Genomic DNA, 17,818 nt, shown 5'->3' with positions numbered 1-17,818 from the left:
CAGGGGCTGATCTAGCCCAACGGGATGTCCTCGATGGTGCGCCACTCGTACTGCCGGTTGTCCCGGTGCAGTTCGATGAGGGAGAGCAGCGGCGAGACCGCGACGGCGGCCGGCGTCGGCGTCTGGTCGACGGCGCGGGAAACGTGCAGCCCGGCGGAGTCCGCGTTGACGTAAGCCACGCTGACGTGAGGCACGAACGCACGTGGGGCAACGGCTGGTGCCGGCGCGGCTGGGAGCGATTCGCTGACCACCGCGGTCAGCATCCGCCGCAGGTCCGCCAGTGACTCATTCGGCTCAGCCACGAGCGCGACCGCTTCGTTCAGGACGACCGCACGCTGAAACGTTAGCGCGACCGGAGGCAGCACCGCGGCCTCTCGCCGCACCCGATCCGCGATGCGGCACACCTGCGCATGGGTGACGGCCGTGGCGTCACCCACGCCAACCAGGGTCAGGTGCAGCCACTCCATCGGCACCGCATCCAACTGGGCAAACCCGGAAAGCGTGTGTTGGTACGAGCCGACGAGTCGACGGAACGGCGGCTCAGCCGGAAAGGTGAGATGCCAGGTGTAATACCGTGTGCCGAGCTGCCACCCGGGCCGCCACCACCAGTGATTTCGCAGTTCGATGCCATCGTGACCAGGGTCAGCTGTCATGGTGCTCCGTCCCGTGAGCCGGCGCGAGAAAAGCCTTGAGTGCATCTATCCACTGGGGGAAGGCGTCGAGATGGGCGTCATGACTTCCTCCGTCGAGGTCGACCCGTTGAACGTGGCGACCACGGGACACGAACTCATCCTTCACTGCCGCGGAGAACATCCCCTCGGCACCGAAGACAGCGAGGGAGGGGACGTCGAGGCTGCACCACTCCTGCCAGCGTGGGTGAGCGTCGACGTGAGCGATGGTGGCGACCATGACGTCGGGATCGAAGCGCGGCCACAGCCCATCCGGCCGCACCTCGAGATCGGCCATCCAGGCGCGTGCAAGAGAGGAGTCACCGAGGAATGCGCGTGCGTGCGTTTCGTCAACGAACGGTGCCGGCCAGGAGGTGAAGAAACGATGCAGGTCACTTCGGCTTCGATCATCGCCATCCCCGCCGACACCGGCTTCCAGGAGAACGAGCCGTTCCACCAGATCGGGCCGTGCACTCGCGACGAGCAGGGCGGTGTGGCCGCCCATGGACTGGCCGACCAGGGAAACGGGTCTCCCGAGCACCGACTCGATCACGAACACCACGTCAGCCACATGGGCCTCCCGCGACACGTCATCAGGAAATCGCGTGCTCCGACCGTGCCCTCGCGCGTCAAGCGTGACCACTCGGTGATCGCCGAGGGCCGCGGCCGTCGCCGCCAGCTCGGTGCTGCTGCCCGCCAGACCGTGAAGGATCACGACCGGATGCCCAGAGCCTGCGGTGTCTGTGATGTGGAGCTCGATCGAGCCTCGTCTGATCTTCATCTCAGGTGTCGGGAATCCTGGTCGAGCACGGCTCTGCCGGAACGTCACAAGCGTTCGAGCCTGCTGATTCGGTCTTCGAGACGAACGCGCCGGAGGTTCAGCCACCACAGCGAGGTGACGCCGCGCACAAGGGCCTTGCCCTGCTCGGCCGCACTGGGCAGCGCTTGGTCGGCGAGGGCGACCTCGACGGCGTCCTTGCCCGCGTCGCGATGCTCGGCAACAACCGCGCGAGCATCCATCATCGGGTTGCTGTTGAGTGGGTGGTTGTCGATTCGCACGTTGATGTCGGCGAGCTCGGTCTGAGCCCGGGCGAGCTTCTCGCTGGCAGCCACTGGACGTCTCCTCAGGTCAATCGTTCTGACAGCTGCACGGTGACGTCGTCCCCGGCCTCTTTGCCGAGCTTCGTGCGGAGCTTGGCGCTGATCGAAAGCATGTGGCCACCCGATCCGGTGGGCATCAGCCCCGCGGTCACCGGCTGGTCATCCACCTGCGCGACCACCCGGACGGCCTTCCCGGTGCCGAACAGCTCCACCGAGCCGGGGACCTCGACACACGACCACATCTCCCCTTTCACCAGCACTCCAATGGGAGCGGTGAAGGAAAACTGCATCGGGCCTTTCGCGGTGCTCATGACAAGGATCTCCAATCGACACGCCTGGGATGGGCCATCCGTTCACAGTATCGGCCGCCCGTGGCTCATCCCAGTAGGGGGTGCCCATCTGGTCAGAGTCTCTTACGGTGATGGCATGACGCTCAAACTGGACTTCATCGGGATCGTAACGGGAATCATGACTGCCTCGCCGGCCTTTTGTCGAGCGCCAGACGACCGGCGCGAGGAAAGTCAGGGGTGGATATGGTGTTCTCGTATCGAGATCTACCCGATGAGGGGTGGAGGGGCATCCGTCGTATCTGCTGAGTAGGCGAGTCGGTGCAATGGGACGATTGATCTACACCTCAACCTTGACCATTTTTCTCGATGATCGAATTCTCGCGCAGCTGCAAGCGGTCATCAGTAGCACCTTGCACGCCAAGGAGAGCTGCTCTCCTTTCCCGCGAGTAAGGTCAGGCGGCAGGTAGGGCGGCCCCAGTTAGCTCCTCGGACACCTGCCAGATGCGGCGGGCGTCTTCCTCGCTGCGAAGGCGCGAGAAGAGCTTCTGTTCGGCCGGAGCGCCGCTGGTGTGTCCGGGGCCTTTCGGGCCGTAGAACCGACCCGCGGCATCCGGTGCGGTGGCCGCGGTGAGGGAAGGGAGCGCAGCGGTCTCTGGAGTGCCGGCGAGGATTCCGCGAGCGGACAACCAGCGGATGAGGCGCACGCTCCGCGTGTCCTCGCCCCTGCCGAGCTCGGGACGGGCGGAGAGCAGGCTGGTGGGGGCGACTCCCGGGTGGGACAGGTTGCTGCTGATGCCCCATCCGTTCGTGATGCTTCGCCGTTGCAGCTCGAGGCCGAACAGGCCGAACGCGATCTTCGACTGGCTGTAAGCGTGCATGCCGTGGTACCCGCGGTCCCAGTTGAGGTCGTCCCAGTTGATGGCGCCCTGGTTGGCCGCGACGCTCACCTGCGAGGTCACCCGGGCGCGGCCCGCCCGAAGCAGCGGGAGCAGCCCGGCCACCAGGGCGAAATGACCCAGGTGGTTGACGCCGAACTGGGACTCGAATCCGTCGACAGTGGTCTGCCGGGTGGGCGGGGTCATCACGCCGGCATTGTTGATCAGCAGATGGATCGGGTCACCCTCGCCGCGCAGGGTATCGGCCAGAGCCGTCACGGATTCCAGGGAAGACAGGTCGAGCTGTCGCAGCGAGATCTTCGCTGCCGGGGCCGTCCGGCGGATGCCGGCGATGGCGGCCTCGCCCTTGCGGGGGTTGCGCACCGGCAGCACCACCTCGGCGCCGGCCAGGGCCAGCCGGGTGGCGATGCGGAGGCCGATGCCGTCGCTGCCGCCGGTGAGAACGGCGCGCCGGCCGGTGAGGTCGGGAAGGGTGATGTCGATCGGTGTGCGTGGCATGGGCCTGCTCCTCAAGTCGTGTCGGTCCTTCGACTCTGACCGCCGCGAGGATGTCTATCCAGGACTCGTCAGGTCACTGATGCCGAGTCCCCGTTTCCCAGGGGTGGATCATCAATCAGTGGATGTTGCCGCGCGAGTGAGCTACAAAGAAGACCTAGTGGAAAGTGGGACCCCGCGTGATCGACACAACCGGCCTGATCGACAGAACCGGCCTGGCCGAATTCCTGCTGCGACGGCGGGAAGCGCTGCAGCCCGAGGACGTGGGCCTCACGCGCGGACAACGCCGCCGCACCAGCGGACTCCGCCGCGAAGAAGTGGCCGTGCTCTGCCACATGTCCACCGACTACTACGCCCGCATCGAGCGCGGCACCGGACCGCAGCCGTCCGAGCAGATGATCGCCTCGATCGCACAGGGCCTGCACCTGTCGGTCGAGGAACGCGACCACCTGTTCCGCCTCGCCGGCCACCATCCGCCGGCCCGCGGTGCCTCGAGCGACCACATCAGCCCCGGGCTGCTGCGCATTTTGGACAGGCTGCAGGACACGCCCGCCGAGATCGTCACCGAGCTCGGAGAGACCCTGAGGCAGAGCCCGCTCGGCATCGCGTTGACCGGCGACACCACCCATTTCGCCGGCCCGCACCGGAGCCTGGGCTACCGCTGGTTCGCCGACCCGTCGAGCCGGGCGCTCTACGCGCCGGACGAGCATCCGTTCCTCGCCCGTCTCTGGGTCTCCGGGCTGCGCGAGGTGGCGACCCGGCGGGGCCCGTCCTCCCGGGCGGCTCAGCTGGCCGAAGCCCTCCTGGAGCAGAGCGCGGAGTTCCGGTCGCTCTGGGAACTGCACGAGATCGGCGTGCGCCCCCGGGAGACCAAGCACTTCGTGCACAGCGAACTGGGTGATCTCGAACTCAGCTGCCAGACCCTGATCGATCCCGCCCAGTCGCACTTCCTGCTGGTCTACACGGCGTCACCCGGAACCGAGAGCTACGAGAAGCTGCAGCTGCTCTCGGTCATCGGCAGTCAGCAACTGCGCTGAGGCAGGTCGCGGCACGGTCAGCTCACTCTGATCCAGACCTCTTGACCGGCCAGGAAAGTACATGATCTGATAGTTCGCAGGAGGGGAGTATCCCCCGATCACATCGTCGCCAGTACGGCGCCTCGGCCGGCTTGGCTTGCCGTCTTCGCCATCCTGGGGTTGCGCGCCATGTACTTCCTGCTGGCCGATCTGATCCACCGCTTCAACTACCTCAATATCGGGCTGGCCGCCATCCTCATCTGGGTCGGCGTGAAAACGGCCTTCGCCACCCGCGGGCAAGGGCGGCGAGCTGTCGAGCCGACCGGAGCCGAGATGTTCCGCGATGCCACACCAGACGAGGTGGCGAGCCTCAGCCCGGTGGTCGGCCGGCGGCCTCGATAGCCCCGTGGAAGTGCCAAGATGACCACACGGGCGCGTGACGCCCGCCGAATGCAAAGGAGCTGGCCCATGGCCAAGAGGGACTACACGCCGGACCAGCAGATCGATCGGCTGCGCATCTACAACGTCGTCGCGGGGAGCCTGCACCTGGTTCAGGCCATTGGTTTCGCGGTGATCCTGACGATGCTCAGTTCGCAGGTTCTGTTCGCTGTCACCACTGACTACCTGGCCGGCCCGCCCGGAGTCCCGATCCCTCCGGAGCGGGTGACGCTCTTCGAGGTGAACATTGGCATAGGGGTCGTCGCCTTCCTCGCGCTGAGCGCCTTCTTCCATTTCCTCATCTCGAGCCCCTGGTTCTTCAACCGCTACAAGACCGGCCTCCTGAACAACCACAACTACTTCCGGTGGGTCGAGTACTCCCTGAGCTCATCGATCATGATCTGGCTGATCCTGGCGATCAACGGCGTCACCGACATCGGCGCGTTGTGCGCGGTCTTCGCGGTCAACGCGGCGATGATCATGTTCGGAGCGCTACAGGAGAAGTATGAGCAGCCGGGATCGGGCGGGATGCTGCCCTTCATCTTCGGTTCCATGGTCGGCATCGTTCCGTGGATCCTGATCCTGATCTACTTCCTCCGCCCAGGCAGCGCCAGCGACGTTGCGGCCCCCGGCTTCGTCGTCGGCATCGTCATCTCGCTGTTCGTGTTCTTCAACACCTTCGCCATCAACCAGTGGCTGCAGTACAAGCAGGTGGGCAAGTGGAAGAGCTATCTGCAGGGCGAACGCACCTACATCACCCTGAGCCTGGTGGCGAAGACTGCGTTGGCCTGGCAGGTGTTCTCCGGCGCCATCATTCCCGCGATCGCCAGCTGAGCCAGTCCACGGCACCCACGACCTGGACCCCTCATGGGCGAAGGGCATGTTCACCAGGAGCAGCCCGCTCAGGTCAAGCGTTCCGACAGCAGCACTGTCACGTCGTCGCCGAGGTCCTTGCCGAGCTTCTTACGCAGTTTGGCGCTGATCGACAGCATGTGCCCACCTGACCCGGTAGGCATCACCCCGATCGTCACCGGTTGGTCGTCCACCTGGGCGACCACGCGCACGGCCTTGCCGGTGCCGAACAGTTCCACAGAATCCGGTATCTCGACGCAGGGCCACAGCTCGCCCTTGACAAGCACCCCGATGGGAGCGGTGAAGGCGAAGTGCATCGGGCCGGTATCCGTGCTCACTGAGACTCCAAGCGTCGAGATTCTGATGATCCTCGACCCTATTCGGTGTGACGCGGTTACTCACTGAATGTCTCGAGGCGCGACTGCATCTCCCAGTAGGACGTCGCGGCCGGCGTCCGCTGGTTGTCACGGAGCGCGACGACGACGTTCACCGCCGCATCCACGGCTGCGCGGTAGGGCAGCGAGCCCGAACTCACCCGGCGGATGCCTAGGGCACCCAGCTCGGCCACCGTCAGTGTGGGGTGGGCCAGCGAATTGACCGGCAGGCCGAGGCCGGCGGTGATGCTGCGGATGTCCACCGGGTCCGTCACTCCGGGGACGAAGATTCCGTCGGCGCCTGCATCGGCGTAGGCATGGGCGCGGAGCAGGACGGCCCGCACCGTGGCCTCTTCCTCGAACCAGAAGTTATCCACCCGGGCGTTCACGAACACGTCCGGGCTGTGTCGCTTGATCGCGGCTACCTTGGCGGCAAGGATCGCCGGATCCACCAGGTGCCCGGCTCTGCTGTCCTCCAGGTTGACCCCGACGACCCCCAGGTCGGCCAGCTCGGCCACGAAGGCGGCGACTTCGGCCGGGTCGTCGGAGTACCCGTCCTCGACATCCGTGGTGATGTGCACGGGGAGGCGGCACAGGAGCGCCGCGAGGGCCGCGGTCGCCGCCCGGGTGGACCCGCCGCCGTCGGGCAGGCCGGTGCTGGCCGAGATGCCGAAACTGGTGGTACCGATGGCGGGAAAACCCGCCGCCTCAAAGGCCAGGGCGGAGCCGACATCCCAGGCATTGGGCAGCAGCAACGGTGCATCTGCCTGGTGGAGTTCCCGGAACGTGTCCATCCTTGATTTCCTCCCGCGCCGACGGTACTTGATTCACGCTACTAGCGTGCCGCCCGCGCGCAAGAGGGGCCACAGTGCTGGCTCAGGCGGGCAACTGCCGCGCGTAGGCGGCCACGATGGTGCGCTCGGAGAGCAGCAGGTAGTCCTCCAGAACGGATGCGGCTCCGGCCGAGTCGCCCGCGAGGTAGAGCTCGAGCACGGCGGCGTTCCGGTCCACGTAGGGGCGGTGCAGGTACTCCGGGTCATCGAGCAGGCCGAAGGCCAGGCGCAGTTCGGCGGAGATGTTCGCGTAGAGCCGGTCGAGGTGGTCGCTGTCGGCGAGGGCCACGATCGCGGAGTGGAACTCCATGTTGGCGGTGCCCACGGCGAGCCAGTCGTCGGCGTCGCGGCTGGCCTGGGCGGATTCCATGGCGGCGCGCATCCGTCGGCTGGCCGGGTGCCGGGCGGGGGAGGAGCGCAACGCCTGGCACTCGATCATGCGGCGCACCCGGTAGATGTCGATGATCGAGGCGAGCGACGGCACCGCCACGAACACCCCGGCGTGCGGCTTGTGCACGAGCAGCCGTTCGTGGGTGAGCATCCGGAACGCCTCGCGCAGCGTGTTGCGGGAGACGCCGAGCCGCTCGCTGACGGCGGTCTCGGACAGGCGTTGACCGGGCACGAGGTCCCCGGCGATGAGTAGCCGGCGCAGCTGCTCGGCGGCCTGATCGGCGCGCGAATTACTGTCTTCCGCTTCGTCGAGTTGAGCCACGACGACACTCTACCTAACGCGGCCTCCGCCCCGGCAACGATGCTCCAGCCTCCGTTCACCGAAACATGACTGAAACACACTATTTACTCGATTGATTGTTCAACAATCACTAACCTGTCGTTCACGCGCTTAGGCTCGTTGCGTGGGGTTCCGGTCCCCTCAAGCAGAAGTACACCCGCTGAATCCTTCCCCCCGACGAAATGGATGTGCCCGTGACCGACCCCACCCCGACCGCCACCGCGGCGGAAACCACCGAACGGCCCGACGTTCGCACCGTCGCCAAGAGCCGCCGCACCGCGCTGATCGGCGCCCTGTTCCTGATGGCCACCTCGGCCATCGGCCCCGGCTTCATCACCCAGACGGCCACCTTCACCGCGCAGATGGGCGCGGCGTTCGCGTTCGGCATCCTGGCCTCGATCCTGATCGACTTCGCCGTGCAGCTGAACATCTGGCGCATGATCACCGTCAGCGGCAAGCGCGCGCCGGAGCTGGCGAACCTCGCCATCCCGGGCAGCGGGTTCGTGCTCGCCTTCCTCGTGATCCTCGGCGGCCTGGTGTTCAACATCGGCAACATCGCCGGCGCGGGCCTCGGCCTGAACGTGCTGACCGGCCTGGACCCGAAGATCGGCGGGCTGCTCAGCGCCCTGTTCGCCATCGCGATCTTCCTCGCCAAGCGGGCCGGGGCCGTGGTCGACCGGGTCGTGGTCATCGCCGGGCTGATCATGATCGTGCTCACCGTGATCGTCGCGTTCATCTCCCAGCCGCCCATCGGGGATGCGCTGCGCCAGACCGTGCTGCCCGATGAGATCAACTTCGCCACCATCACCACCATCGTCGGCGGAACCGTCGGCGGCTACATCACCTACGCCGGCGCTCACCGCCTGCTCGCCAGCGGCACCGCCGGGGCCGAGCACATCAAGGAAGTCTCCCGGGCGGCGTTCAACGGCATCCTCGTCACCGGCATCATGCGCTACGTGCTGTTCCTCGCGATCCTCGGTGTCGTCGCCGGCGGCGTGGTCATCGACATCTCGGGCAGCGCGGCCAACCCCGCCGCCCAGGCGTTCCAGGCGGCGGCCGGCGAATTCGGCCTGCGCGTCTTCGGCGCGATCTTCTGGATCGCCGCGATCACCAGCATCATCGGTGCGGCGTACACCTCGGTGTCGTTCCTGCCGGTGTTCTCGAAGAAGATCGTCGGGCGCCCCGCCGACCTGGCCACGATCGTCTTCATCGTCGTCTCGCTCGTCGTCTACCTGCTCATCGGCACCGCCCCGGCCACCCTGATGGTGTTCGTCGGCGGCTTCAACGGCCTGATCCTGCCGATCGGCCTCACCATCTTCATGTACATCGGCTGGTTCCGCGGCGACCTGATGAACGGCTACCGCTACCCGAAGTGGCTGCTCATCATCGGTACGCTCGCCACGGTGCTCACCTGGTACATGGCCGCGAACGCCGTCGTCCCGATCTTCTCGCTGCTGACCGTCTAACCCAAAGGGCACCCTCATGAGCACCATCGACCTGAACAGCGACCTCGGCGAAGGCTTCGGCCGGTGGACCCTCGGCGACGACGCGGAAATGCTCGGCATCGTCACCAGCGCGAACATCGCCTGCGGCTTCCACGCCGGCGACCCGCAGGGGATCCGCGAGACCGTGCTCGGCGCCCGGGAGGCCGGGGTGGCCATCGGCGCGCACGTGGGCTACCGCGACCTGGCCGGCTTCGGCCGGCGCAACATGGACGTCTCCAGCGCCGAACTGGTCGCCGACGTGATCTACCAGATCGGCGCCCTGCAGGGCATCGCCCGGGCCGCCGGCACCATCGTCACCTACGTCAAGCCGCACGGCGCCCTGTACAACACGATCGTGCACGATGCGCGGCAGGCGCAGGATGTGGTGACCGCGATCCGCGAGATCGACCCGGCCCTGGCCGTGCTGGGCCTGCCGGGCTCCGAGGTGCTGCGGGCAGCGGATGCGGCGGGCCTCCGCAGCGTGACCGAGGCGTTCGCCGACCGGGCCTACACGCCCGCCGGCACGCTGGTGTCGCGGCGGGAAGCCGGTTCGGTGCTGCACGACGCCGAGCAGGTCGCCGCGCGCATGGTGCAGCTGGCCACCGAGGGCACCCTGACCGCCATCGACGGCAGCACCATCCGGGTGTCGGCCGAATCGATCTGCGTGCACGGGGACAGCCCGGGGGCCACCGAGATGGCCGCGCACGTGCGGCGCGCCCTCACCGCGGCATCCATCGGCATCACCGCCTTCGCCCCGCGGGCCGGCGAGACGCGCGCCTAGGGCTGGCGGATGCGTTTTCTTCCGGTGCGCGACGACGCCCTGCTCATCGAGCTCGACGACCTGCCCAGCACGCTGGCGCTGTTCGACTCGCTCAGCAGCGACCCCATCAGCGGCGCCGGCGAGCTGATCCCGGGCGCCCGCACCCTGCTGGTGTTCTACCGGCCGAGCGCCGTGACGCCCGAACAGATCGTGCGGGCCGTGCGCTCCCGCGACCTCGACGGCCGCGTCGCCGGGGAGGGCGCCCTGATCGAGATCCCGGTCACCTACGACGGCGAAGACCTCGACGAGGTCGCCGGCCTGCTTGGCCTCAGCGCCGCCGAGGTGGTGCGGCTGCACACCGGCCAGGACTACGCGGTGGGCTTCACCGGCTTCGCCCCGGGGTTCGCGTACCTCTCCGGCGGCCACCCGGTCCTGGACGTGCCGCGCCGCAGCTCCCCGCGCACCCGGATCCCCGCCGGCTCCGTGGCCCTCGCCGGCACCTTCAGCGGGGTCTACCCGCGGGAGAGCCCCGGCGGCTGGCAACTCATCGGCACCACCGCGGCGCGGATGTGGGACCTGTCCCGCGAGCGCCCCGCCCTGCTGCTGCCCGGCGACCGGGTGCGCTTCGTGGACGTGTCCGGGGGAGCCCGGGCCGCCGTGACGGTGGCCGCCGATGCCGATGCCGATGCCGATGCCGATGCCGCTGCCGGTTCTGCTGCGGAGGTCACGCACGGGCTGGAGATCCTCGACCCGGGCATGCTGGCGCTGCTGCAGGACCTCGGCCGGCCCGGCTACGCCAGCATGGGCGTCTCCACCTCCGGCGCCCTCGACCCGGTGTCGCTGCGCGCGGCGAACCGGCTGGTCGGCAACCCCACCGGCACCGCCGGACTTGAGCTGACCTTCGGCGGCCTGCGCCTCACGGCCCGCGGCGAGCAGGTTCTCGCCGTCACCGGGGCGCCGGTGCCGCTGACCATCAGCACCCCCGCGGATGCCGACGGCGGCAACCCCCGCAGCCGCGACGTCGCGATGCACCGCCCGTTCGCGCTCGGCGCGGGCGAAGAACTCGTGCTCGGCCGCCCGACCTCTGGGCTGCGCAGCTACCTCGCCGTGCGCGGTGGCTTCGACCTGGAACCGGTGCTCGGGAGCCTCTCCACCGACGTGCTGGCCGGGCTCGGGCCGGAGCCGGTCACCGCCGGAGCGGTGCTGCCGGTCGGCCGGCCCGCGCGCGGCATCCCCGCCGTGGCGGTGCCCGACGCGTCTGCCGTCGAGGGTGCGGCTACCCCGGCCGAGGTGGTGCTCGACGTGGTGCTCGGCCCGCGCACCGACTGGTTCTCCGCCGACGCCGTCGAGACCCTCACCGGGCAGAGCTGGCTGGTCAGCGCCCGCTCCAACCGGGTGGGACTGCGCCTGGAGGGTGAACCCCTCACCAGGGTCGTCGGCGCCGAACTGCCCAGCGAGGGCACCGTCTCCGGGGCGATCCAGATCCCGCCGAACGGCCAACCGGTGCTGTTCCTCGCCGACCACCCCCTCACCGGCGGCTACCCGGTGATCGGCGCCGTCGCCACCCACCACCTGCCCCTCGCCGGCCAGCTGCCGCCGGGTGCGCGCATCCGTTTTCGTCCCATCGGCCCGTTCAGTGAGTACACGCTCGCCGACAACCCAGAGGTAACACCATGAAGAAAGTCCTGATCGCCAACCGGGGTGAGATCGCCGTGCGCATCATCCGCGCCTGCGCCGACCGCGGGCTGGAGACCGTCGCGGTCTATGCCGACAGCGACGCCGACGCCATTCACGTGCGGCTGGCCGGCGAGGCCTGGGGGCTGGGCGGCGACAGCCCGGCCGAAACGTACCTCGACGCCGAGAAGCTCATCGCCCTGGCCGTGCAGAGCGGCGCCGACGCCGTGCACCCCGGCTACGGATTCCTCTCCGAGAGCGCCGACTTCGCCCGCCGGGTGATCGGCGCCGGACTCACCTGGATCGGACCGAGTCCCGAAGCGATCGACCTGCTCGGCGACAAGATCGCCGCCCGCCAGCTCGCCGCCAGCGTCGGCGCGCCCCTGGTGGCCGGCACCCCCGACCCGGTGGCCTCCGCGGCCGAGGCGGTCGCCTTCGCCGAGGAGCACGGCCTGCCCATCGTGATCAAGGCGGCCTTCGGCGGCGGCGGCCGCGGCATGCGGGTGGCCCGCAGCCTGGACGAGGTCGCCGAACAGTACGACGCCGCCGTGCGCGAGGCCGTCACCGCGTTCGGTCGCGGCGAGTGCTTCGTCGAGCAGTTCCTCGATGCGCCCCGGCACGTGGAGGTGCAGGTGCTCAGCGACAGCCACGGCAACGTCGTGGTGCTCGGCACCCGGGACTGCTCGCTGCAGCGCCGCAACCAGAAACTCGTCGAGGAGGCCCCGGCCCCGTTCCTCACCGACGAGCAGCGCGAACGCCTGCACCGATCGGCGGCCGACATCTGCGCCGCGGCGCACTACCGGGGCGTCGCGACCGTGGAGTACCTGCTCAGCGTGGACGGCACCATCTCGTTCCTCGAGGTGAACACCCGGCTGCAGGTGGAGCACCCGGTCACCGAGGAGACCACCGGCGTCGACATCGTCGCCGAACAGCTGCGCATCGCGGAGGGGCTGCCGCTGTCGGTGCAGGCCACCCCGGCGCCTACCGGGCACTCGATCGAATTCCGTATCAACGCCGAGGATGCCGCGCGCGGCTTCCTGCCCACGCCCGGCGTGATCACCCGGTTCGCCCCGCCCACCGGGCCGGGCATCCGGGTCGATTCGGGTGTCGAGACCGGCACGGTGGTCTCCGGCCGGTTCGACTCAATGCTGGCCAAGCTCATCGTCACCGGCCCCACCCGCCAGATCGCCATCCGCCGGGCCCGCCGCGCCGTGGACGAGTTCGCGCTCGAGGGCATCGCGTCGGTGTTGCCGTTCCACCGGGCGGTGCTCGGCGACGACGACTTCACCGGCGAGGCGCTGCGGGTACACACCCAGTGGATCGAGACCGCTTTCTCCGAGCGGATCCCCGCCGAGACGCTGCAACCCGAGCCCGAGCAGCCCGGGATCACCAGCAGCTGGATCGAGATCGACGGCCGCCGCCATACCCTGCGGATGCCGGCCGGTGCCGGGGCCCTGCCCGTGGCATCCGTCACCGTGGCACCCGGCTCGGCGACCCCTGCCCATGCGCCCGCGGGCCTGGTCGCGCCGATGGCCGGCACGCTGATCGCCTGGCTGGTCGAGGACGGCACCGAGGTCGCCGCGGGTGACCCCGTGGCGGTGATGGAGGCCATGAAGATGGAGACCACGATCACGGCGGAAGGCGCGGGCACCGTGCGGCAGCTCCGCGCGCCGGGTGACGCACTCGCGGCGGGGGAGCAGCTGGCCGCCCTCGACTGACCGTTCACCGCTAGCCGGCGAACGTGCCGAGGATCAGCCCCACCAGGGTGCAGCCGACGAGGTGGTAGCCGCCCATGATCGCGGCGAAGAGGTAGGGATTGGGCGTGTGCGGTGTCAGCGCGTTCGTGAGTGTGGCCCCGGCGATCGCCCCACCGACCCCCACCCCCACCGCCGCCGAACCCAGGAGGGTGCCCGGGTCGATCAATGCAGTGAAGATGGCGACGACGAGGGTGCCGATCGCGGCGCCGATGAGCGGGACCACGTAGTACGAGACCGGGAACCGCACCGAGGTGGCCGCCCGGTCGTAACCGATCGAACGGTCCCAGGCGCGGCCGAAGAGCGGGGTGAACCACAGCGCCCCGAGAACGTAGTACCCGAATGTGGCGAGCAGCACGGCCCACCAGTTGATGTCGCTGAGAGTGATCATGTTCGTGCCAATCTGCCGTCGGAGTGACTCTTCACCTCCCCAACATTTCTCTCCTTCTCTCTTCAGGTATTGCAGAATCGCGCCACGATGGACGCCATGAGGCGCAGGATCGATGCCGACGAGCGCTCAGGCGTGCTCGTGCCGTCGAACCTGGCCAGGTTCTCGGCCGAATGGGTTGAGCCGGCGGCCGGGCTCAGCGACGTCGTCGAGACCTACTGGTCGGTGAACTGGAGGCTGCCGCCGGGCGAGCAGGTCAACCAGCGGATCGTCGACTTCCCGGCGATCACGTTCAGCATCGAGGCAGGGGATGTGCCGGCGGCATTCGTCGTGACGACGGTGCGGCCCCGGGCGTGGTCCCGGGTGATCCAGGGAGCGGGGTCGGTCTTCGCGATCCGCCTGCGGCCGGCCGGACTCGCCGTGCTGTCGGACCTCGATCCGCTCCGGCTCGCGGCCGAGCAGGAGATCTCCCCGCAGGTGGACGGGCGACTGTTCGAGCTCCTGCGCGGGATCGCGGCCGAACCCACCACCGAGCTGCGCGCGCGGGCCGCCGACGAACGGGTCAGGGAGGCGTTGCGCGAGCATCCGCCCGCGCCGGCCCAGGGCCTGGCGAATGCGGCGGTGCGCCTGCTCACCGCCAGCCCCCAGGTGCGCTCGGGTGGCGCCGTGGCGGCGGAGTTGGGCACGAGCGAACGCACTCTGCAACGCGCCCTGCGGTGCACACTCGGGCTGGGGCCCAACGATGTCGCACGGCGCATCCGGCTGCAGGAAGTGGTGCGCCGACTCTCGGAGTCGAGCGCGAGCATGGCGGGCATCGCCGCGGACCTCGGTTACGTGGATCAGGCGGACCTGATCAATGAGTTCCGTGCGGTGTCCGGCACCACGCCCGGGCGGTACGTGCGGATGGTTCAGGCTGCTGACGCGCACCTGCGCGATCCACCGCCGGGAGTAGCTCGACCTGCGCCCGGCCCAGGTCTGCCCGGGGGTCCGTGAGCGCGGCGACCGGAACGAACAGGGTTGCGGTGCCCCGCTCGTGCAGGAACAGGTCGGTGTCCCACAGGCCGCCCCGGGGTCCGGCCGGGTGCAGGCCAGTGACCTGCAGCAGCCGCGCGAGTTCCCGGGTTGCCTCGGTGTACCAGTCGCCGAGGTCGGTGAGATCTATGGTGGCGCGGATGACGAGTGCCGGCATAGCGGGCTCGCTTCGGTGCGTGATCTCCGGCGTCGTCGCCGGCGGTGCGAGCAACCCCTGCAGGCCGGCCACCGCCGCCCGGGTCTCGTCGAGCTGGGCCTGCAGTCGGGTGAGGTGCCCGGCGATCAGGTCGTTGCGGGCCGTGATGCCGGGCGCGGCGAGGACCTCGCCGATGAGCTGCACGGGCATGTCCAGCGAGCGGAAATGACGGATCACCTGGGCGTCGTTGATCTGGTCTGCGGTGTACATGCGATAGCCGTTGACGGGATCCACCCGGGCAGGTGCGAGGAGGCCGACCCGGTGGTAGAACCGCAGCGTCTTGGAGCTGAGGCGGGTCGCGCGGGAGAAATCCCCGATCGTCATCATGTCGCTCACCCGCCTATCCTGCCTCGTGGTCGGGGTCGACGGGGAGACCTGAACGCGTTACCGGCCGCCCAACAACCCGCGCAACCGGTCGAGGTAGGTCGTGTAGGCGGTACGGCCCAGGGCGGTGATGGCGAAGATCGTGCTGCCGCCCCGGCCGATGCCCGTCTTACGCGTCTGCACGTATCCGGCGTCGACCAGGGCTTTCATCTGCTTGGACAGGTCGGAATCACTGATCTCCAGCCGCTCGCGCAGGTAGGAGTACTCCACGCTGTGCGAGTTGGCCAGGATCGACATCGCGGCCAGGCGCTTGACCGGGTGGATCACCGGGTCCAGACCGGCAGTGGTCATCCGGCGCTCGCACCGATCCGCCTGGCCGTGCGCTCGTACGCACGCCAGATCAGGCCGAACACCACGCTCGACGCCACGAACGTGGCCGGCAGTGCCACCCAGATCGGCGCGAAAATGACCAGGGCCAGGATGCCCAGCTCCAGTGGGGCGCTCAGGATCACCGCCCGGGTCTGAAATCTCTGCAGTTCGCGGGGCTGGTTGTTCTGGACGGGAGCCACCCCGTACCGGCGCCGCACCAGTCGGGACGCGAAGCTCCAGCCGAGTGGTGCCGCGAGCGGAACGAGCAGCAGCACCCAGAGGAGCCAGAGCACCTCGTCGCGAACGATGAGAAACAGCAACCACGCCAGAACCGTGTTGAGCGCGCTCGCCGCGACCACCGCCCACCAGCTCACGCCGCTTCCATCCGTGTGTGGTGCGAGCGTCGACCGGTTGATGACGGCGGCGCGCTCGCGCAGCTCAGCAGCTGTGGACGCTTCGGGCCGGCTATCGCTTTCCATAAATGAAACCTATCGGATGCGGCGAGGTCACGCCACCGGCGCGGGGCTCCCGCTCGTGAGGGCGATGGCGTGGAGAATCGCGGCGGCCGCGGCGCGCCCGGCGGCGAACGGGTCGGCGAAGGTGCCCATGCCCACGGTCACCAGGCCACCCTCGTAGAGCAGCATCAGCATGTCGGCCACCCGGTCCGCGTCGGTCGCGCCGGCCTCGCGGCAGAGTCGAGCGAAGACGTCCCGCATCCATTTCTTCTGCCGAATGGCCTCGACGGCCACCGGATGTGCCGGGTCGTTCGTCTCGGCCCGCGCGTTGATGGCGCTGCAGCCCTTGGCGCTGTTGGTAACCGCCCAGCGGGCCGAAATGTCGAACACCGCGAGGACGCGGTCCACGCTGCCGGACGGCGAGTGCGCCAGTTCCTGCTCCAGGAACTCCCGCCAGCGCGCATCCCGGCCGCGCAGGTAGGCGACGGCCAGGGCCTCCTTCGACCCGAACCTGTCGTACAGGGTCTTCTTGGTCACCCCGGCGGCCGCCGCGATGGTGTCGACGCCGACGGCGTGGATGCCCTCGCGATAGAAGAGGTCGGACGCCGCCGCCAGCAGCCTCTCGGCGCCCGGCGTGTAGTGCGGTATCGCCTCGGGCTGAATATCGGTGGTCATGTCTCAACTATACCGTTCTGTATACTCGACCGAATGAGTACACAGATCGGTATACCCCGGCGACTGCTGCTGGTCGGAGCCTCCGCCGCCTTCGTGCTGACCTGGAGCAGCGGTTTCATCATCGCCAAGGTCGGCACCGACACCGCCCCGGTGCTGACCGTGCTGGTGTGGCGCTACCTCGTGGTTGCGGCGATTCTCGCGGTCGGGATGCTGGCCATTCGGCTGCGTGCCCGCGCCATCTGGCCGGCCTGGCGGGACATCCGCCCGCACCTCACCATCGGCCTCTTCGCCCAGGTGGGCTACGTGCTGCCCATCTACCTGGCCGTGGCCGCCGGGGTGTCGGCCGGCACCACGGCCCTCATCGACGCGGTGCAGCCTCTCCTGGTGGCCACCCTGGTCGGGCCGCTCCTGGGCCTGCGGGTGCGCGCGCTGCAGTGGCTGGGCCTGGTGCTCGGCGCTATCGGGGTGGTGCTGATCGTGGCGGCGGATGCGTCGGCGACCACATCCGGGTCGCCGACCCCCGCGTACCTGCTGCCGCTGGTCTCGCTGGCCAGTCTGGTCACGGCCACCTTCCTCGAGCGGCGCACCACCGCCCGACTCGGCATCTTCGCCACCCTGACCACCCACGCCGCCGTCGCCCTCGTGGCCGTGACGGTGATGGCCGCCCTCTCCGGCGCGCTGGTCCCCCCGGCCACGAGCGGTTTTTGGCTCTCCACGGTGCTCATCGCCGTGTTCCCCACCCTGATCGCCTACGCGCTCTACTGGTACCTGCTGCGTCGCCTGGGTATCACCGCCCTCAACGCGTTGCTCTACCTGGTCGCGCCCACCACCGCCGTCGCCGGCACTCTGCTCTTCGGCGACCCGTTCACGCCCGCCACCCTGGTCGGGCTGGTGCTCGGGGCCGGCGCGATCGCGCCCGCCCGCCGCCGCCCCGAACGTATAGGGGGAGAATCTCGGGACACGCCGAGTTCAGTCCGCGAAACCACGGCCCGTCGCGAAAAACTCCGCCTGTAG

22 protein-coding genes and 1 pseudogene are annotated in these 17,818 nt (G+C 68.9%); 10 read left to right on the top strand and 13 right to left on the bottom strand.

The window, feature by feature from the left end:
- Positions 1-11 precede the first annotated feature (11 nt).
- The 4 genes from K2F54_RS04670 to K2F54_RS04655 are packed head-to-tail and all read right to left on the bottom strand — an operon-like array spanning position 12 to position 2,080.
- Positions 12-653, bottom strand: coding sequence for a 2'-5' RNA ligase family protein (locus K2F54_RS04670; RefSeq protein ID WP_220604687.1), 642 nt, complete (start codon positions 651-653; stop codon positions 12-14).
- Positions 643-1,449, bottom strand: a complete 807-nt coding sequence (locus K2F54_RS04665) for an alpha/beta fold hydrolase (protein ID WP_220604686.1) — start codon at positions 1,447-1,449, stop codon at positions 643-645. The genes K2F54_RS04670 and K2F54_RS04665 overlap by 11 nt, the downstream gene beginning before the upstream one ends.
- Before the next feature lie 44 nt (positions 1,450-1,493).
- Positions 1,494-1,781 (bottom strand): hypothetical protein, encoded by a 288-nt coding sequence (locus K2F54_RS04660; RefSeq protein ID WP_220604685.1) that lies wholly within the window; start codon positions 1,779-1,781, stop codon positions 1,494-1,496.
- Positions 1,782-1,792: 11 nt separating this feature from the next.
- Positions 1,793-2,080 (bottom strand): DUF1905 domain-containing protein, encoded by a 288-nt coding sequence (locus K2F54_RS04655; protein WP_220604684.1) that lies wholly within the window; start codon positions 2,078-2,080, stop codon positions 1,793-1,795.
- A 302-nt stretch (positions 2,081-2,382) separates the two neighbouring features.
- On the opposite strand from K2F54_RS04655, the gene K2F54_RS19755 reads away from it, so the two are divergent.
- A complete protein-coding gene (locus K2F54_RS19755) occupies positions 2,383-2,526 on the top strand; it encodes a DUF7882 family protein (RefSeq protein WP_489667114.1) in 144 nt (47 codons plus the stop codon).
- Here K2F54_RS19755 and K2F54_RS04650 read toward each other — a convergent pair.
- Positions 2,512-3,453, bottom strand: a complete 942-nt coding sequence (locus K2F54_RS04650; protein ID WP_220604683.1) for an SDR family oxidoreductase — start codon at positions 3,451-3,453, stop codon at positions 2,512-2,514. The genes K2F54_RS19755 and K2F54_RS04650 overlap by 15 nt on opposite strands.
- A 194-nt stretch (positions 3,454-3,647) precedes the next feature.
- Here K2F54_RS04650 and K2F54_RS04645 point away from each other — a divergent pair, with 194 nt between their 5' ends.
- The 3 genes from K2F54_RS04645 to heR all read left to right on the top strand — a co-directional run bounded on the left by K2F54_RS04645 (position 3,648) and on the right by heR (position 5,738).
- Positions 3,648-4,487, top strand: coding sequence for a helix-turn-helix transcriptional regulator (locus K2F54_RS04645; protein ID WP_220604738.1), 840 nt, complete (start codon positions 3,648-3,650; stop codon positions 4,485-4,487).
- A 66-nt stretch (positions 4,488-4,553) separates the two neighbouring features.
- Positions 4,554-4,868: a TerC family protein gene (locus tag K2F54_RS04640; RefSeq protein WP_374107268.1), complete on the top strand. Its 315-nt coding sequence runs from the start codon at positions 4,554-4,556 to the stop codon at positions 4,866-4,868.
- Positions 4,869-4,934: 66 nt separating this feature from the next.
- Positions 4,935-5,738 carry a heliorhodopsin HeR gene (heR, locus tag K2F54_RS04635; protein WP_220604682.1) on the top strand — a complete coding sequence of 268 codons (804 nt, stop codon included), beginning with the start codon at positions 4,935-4,937 and terminating at the stop codon, positions 5,736-5,738.
- Positions 5,739-5,806: 68 nt separating this feature from the next.
- On the opposite strand, the gene K2F54_RS04630 is transcribed toward heR, so the two are convergent.
- The 3 genes from K2F54_RS04630 to K2F54_RS04620 all read right to left on the bottom strand — a co-directional run bounded on the left by K2F54_RS04630 (position 5,807) and on the right by K2F54_RS04620 (position 7,675).
- Positions 5,807-6,094 (bottom strand): DUF1905 domain-containing protein, encoded by a 288-nt coding sequence (locus K2F54_RS04630; protein WP_308287512.1) that lies wholly within the window; start codon positions 6,092-6,094, stop codon positions 5,807-5,809.
- Between the two features lie 56 nt (positions 6,095-6,150).
- Complete coding sequence (locus tag K2F54_RS04625) at positions 6,151-6,924, bottom strand: isocitrate lyase/PEP mutase family protein (protein ID WP_220604681.1); 774 nt, start codon at positions 6,922-6,924, stop codon at positions 6,151-6,153.
- 82 nt (positions 6,925-7,006) lie between these two features.
- On the bottom strand, positions 7,007-7,675 hold the full coding sequence (locus tag K2F54_RS04620) for a GntR family transcriptional regulator (protein WP_220604680.1): 669 nt from the start codon (positions 7,673-7,675) through the stop codon (positions 7,007-7,009).
- Between the two features lie 200 nt (positions 7,676-7,875).
- Here K2F54_RS04620 and K2F54_RS04615 point away from each other — a divergent pair, with 200 nt between their 5' ends.
- The 4 genes from K2F54_RS04615 to K2F54_RS04600 are packed head-to-tail and all read left to right on the top strand — an operon-like array spanning position 7,876 to position 13,329.
- A complete protein-coding gene (locus K2F54_RS04615; RefSeq protein WP_220604679.1) occupies positions 7,876-9,159 on the top strand; it encodes an NRAMP family divalent metal transporter in 1,284 nt (427 codons plus the stop codon).
- 16 nt (positions 9,160-9,175) lie between these two features.
- Positions 9,176-9,958 (top strand): LamB/YcsF family protein, encoded by a 783-nt coding sequence (locus K2F54_RS04610; protein ID WP_220604678.1) that lies wholly within the window; start codon positions 9,176-9,178, stop codon positions 9,956-9,958.
- A 9-nt stretch (positions 9,959-9,967) separates the two neighbouring features.
- A complete protein-coding gene (locus tag K2F54_RS04605; protein ID WP_220604677.1) occupies positions 9,968-11,614 on the top strand; it encodes a 5-oxoprolinase subunit B/C family protein in 1,647 nt (548 codons plus the stop codon).
- Positions 11,611-13,329: an acetyl/propionyl/methylcrotonyl-CoA carboxylase subunit alpha gene (locus tag K2F54_RS04600; RefSeq protein WP_220604676.1), complete on the top strand. Its 1,719-nt coding sequence runs from the start codon at positions 11,611-11,613 to the stop codon at positions 13,327-13,329. Before K2F54_RS04605 ends, K2F54_RS04600 begins: the two co-directional genes overlap by 4 nt.
- Before the next feature lie 10 nt (positions 13,330-13,339).
- Here K2F54_RS04600 and K2F54_RS04595 read toward each other — a convergent pair whose 3' ends face one another.
- Entirely contained in the window at positions 13,340-13,756 is a 417-nt protein-coding gene (locus K2F54_RS04595) for a DUF1761 domain-containing protein (protein ID WP_220604675.1), read from the bottom strand.
- 96 nt (positions 13,757-13,852) lie between these two features.
- Here K2F54_RS04595 and K2F54_RS04590 point away from each other — a divergent pair, with 96 nt between their 5' ends.
- Entirely contained in the window at positions 13,853-14,746 is an 894-nt protein-coding gene (locus K2F54_RS04590; RefSeq protein WP_255576679.1) for a helix-turn-helix domain-containing protein, read from the top strand.
- A 364-nt stretch (positions 14,747-15,110) separates the two neighbouring features.
- On the opposite strand, the pseudogene K2F54_RS19030 reads toward K2F54_RS04590, so the two are convergent.
- The 4 genes and pseudogenes from K2F54_RS19030 to K2F54_RS04575 all read right to left on the bottom strand — a co-directional run.
- Positions 15,111-15,305, bottom strand: a pseudogene (locus tag K2F54_RS19030) (MerR family transcriptional regulator); the annotation flags it as partial.
- Between the two features lie 60 nt (positions 15,306-15,365).
- The gene (locus tag K2F54_RS04585; RefSeq protein WP_220604673.1) at positions 15,366-15,656 is read right to left on the bottom strand and encodes a transcriptional regulator; all 291 of its coding nucleotides are present in this window, start codon (positions 15,654-15,656) and stop codon (positions 15,366-15,368) included.
- Entirely contained in the window at positions 15,653-16,153 is a 501-nt protein-coding gene (locus tag K2F54_RS04580; RefSeq protein WP_220604672.1) for a hypothetical protein, read from the bottom strand. Before K2F54_RS04580 ends, K2F54_RS04585 begins: the two co-directional genes overlap by 4 nt.
- 27 nt (positions 16,154-16,180) lie before the next feature.
- Positions 16,181-16,804, bottom strand: a complete 624-nt coding sequence (locus K2F54_RS04575) for a TetR/AcrR family transcriptional regulator (protein ID WP_220604671.1) — start codon at positions 16,802-16,804, stop codon at positions 16,181-16,183.
- A 33-nt stretch (positions 16,805-16,837) separates the two neighbouring features.
- Between K2F54_RS04575 and K2F54_RS04570 the strand changes: the two genes are divergently transcribed.
- Positions 16,838-17,818: a DMT family transporter gene (locus tag K2F54_RS04570; RefSeq protein ID WP_220604670.1), complete on the top strand. Its 981-nt coding sequence runs from the start codon at positions 16,838-16,840 to the stop codon at positions 17,816-17,818.

The sequence above is a fragment of the Cryobacterium inferilacus genome, assembly GCF_019599185.1.
Classification (GTDB): domain Bacteria; phylum Actinomycetota; class Actinomycetes; order Actinomycetales; family Microbacteriaceae; genus Cryobacterium; species Cryobacterium inferilacus.
The sequence above is the reverse complement of the archived record's forward strand: the minus strand, read 5'-3'. Positions and strand labels throughout refer to the sequence as shown.

Excerpts from the sequence above, each read along its gene's own strand:
- K2F54_RS04670 (WP_220604687.1), bottom strand. The coding sequence starts at position 653 with ATGACAGCTGACCCTGGTCACGATGGCATCGAACTGCGAAATCACTGG.
- K2F54_RS04665 (WP_220604686.1), bottom strand. The coding sequence starts at position 1,449 with ATGAAGATCAGACGAGGCTCGATCGAGCTCCACATCACAGACACCGCA.
- K2F54_RS04655 (WP_220604684.1), bottom strand. The coding sequence starts at position 2,080 with ATGAGCACCGCGAAAGGCCCGATGCAGTTTTCCTTCACCGCTCCCATT.
- K2F54_RS19755 (WP_489667114.1), top strand. The coding sequence starts at position 2,383 with ATGGGACGATTGATCTACACCTCAACCTTGACCATTTTTCTCGATGAT.
- K2F54_RS04650 (WP_220604683.1), bottom strand. The coding sequence starts at position 3,453 with ATGCCACGCACACCGATCGACATCACCCTTCCCGACCTCACCGGCCGG.
- heR (WP_220604682.1), top strand. The coding sequence starts at position 4,935 with ATGGCCAAGAGGGACTACACGCCGGACCAGCAGATCGATCGGCTGCGC.
- K2F54_RS04625 (WP_220604681.1), bottom strand. The coding sequence starts at position 6,924 with ATGGACACGTTCCGGGAACTCCACCAGGCAGATGCACCGTTGCTGCTG.
- K2F54_RS04615 (WP_220604679.1), top strand. The coding sequence starts at position 7,876 with ATGGATGTGCCCGTGACCGACCCCACCCCGACCGCCACCGCGGCGGAA.
- K2F54_RS04610 (WP_220604678.1), top strand. The coding sequence starts at position 9,176 with ATGAGCACCATCGACCTGAACAGCGACCTCGGCGAAGGCTTCGGCCGG.
- K2F54_RS04605 (WP_220604677.1), top strand. The coding sequence starts at position 9,968 with ATGCGTTTTCTTCCGGTGCGCGACGACGCCCTGCTCATCGAGCTCGAC.
- K2F54_RS04600 (WP_220604676.1), top strand. The coding sequence starts at position 11,611 with ATGAAGAAAGTCCTGATCGCCAACCGGGGTGAGATCGCCGTGCGCATC.
- K2F54_RS04595 (WP_220604675.1), bottom strand. The coding sequence starts at position 13,756 with ATGATCACTCTCAGCGACATCAACTGGTGGGCCGTGCTGCTCGCCACA.
- K2F54_RS04590 (WP_255576679.1), top strand. The coding sequence starts at position 13,853 with ATGAGGCGCAGGATCGATGCCGACGAGCGCTCAGGCGTGCTCGTGCCG.
- K2F54_RS04585 (WP_220604673.1), bottom strand. The coding sequence starts at position 15,656 with ATGACCACTGCCGGTCTGGACCCGGTGATCCACCCGGTCAAGCGCCTG.
- K2F54_RS04580 (WP_220604672.1), bottom strand. The coding sequence starts at position 16,153 with ATGGAAAGCGATAGCCGGCCCGAAGCGTCCACAGCTGCTGAGCTGCGC.
- K2F54_RS04575 (WP_220604671.1), bottom strand. The coding sequence starts at position 16,804 with ATGACCACCGATATTCAGCCCGAGGCGATACCGCACTACACGCCGGGC.
- K2F54_RS04570 (WP_220604670.1), top strand. The coding sequence starts at position 16,838 with ATGAGTACACAGATCGGTATACCCCGGCGACTGCTGCTGGTCGGAGCC.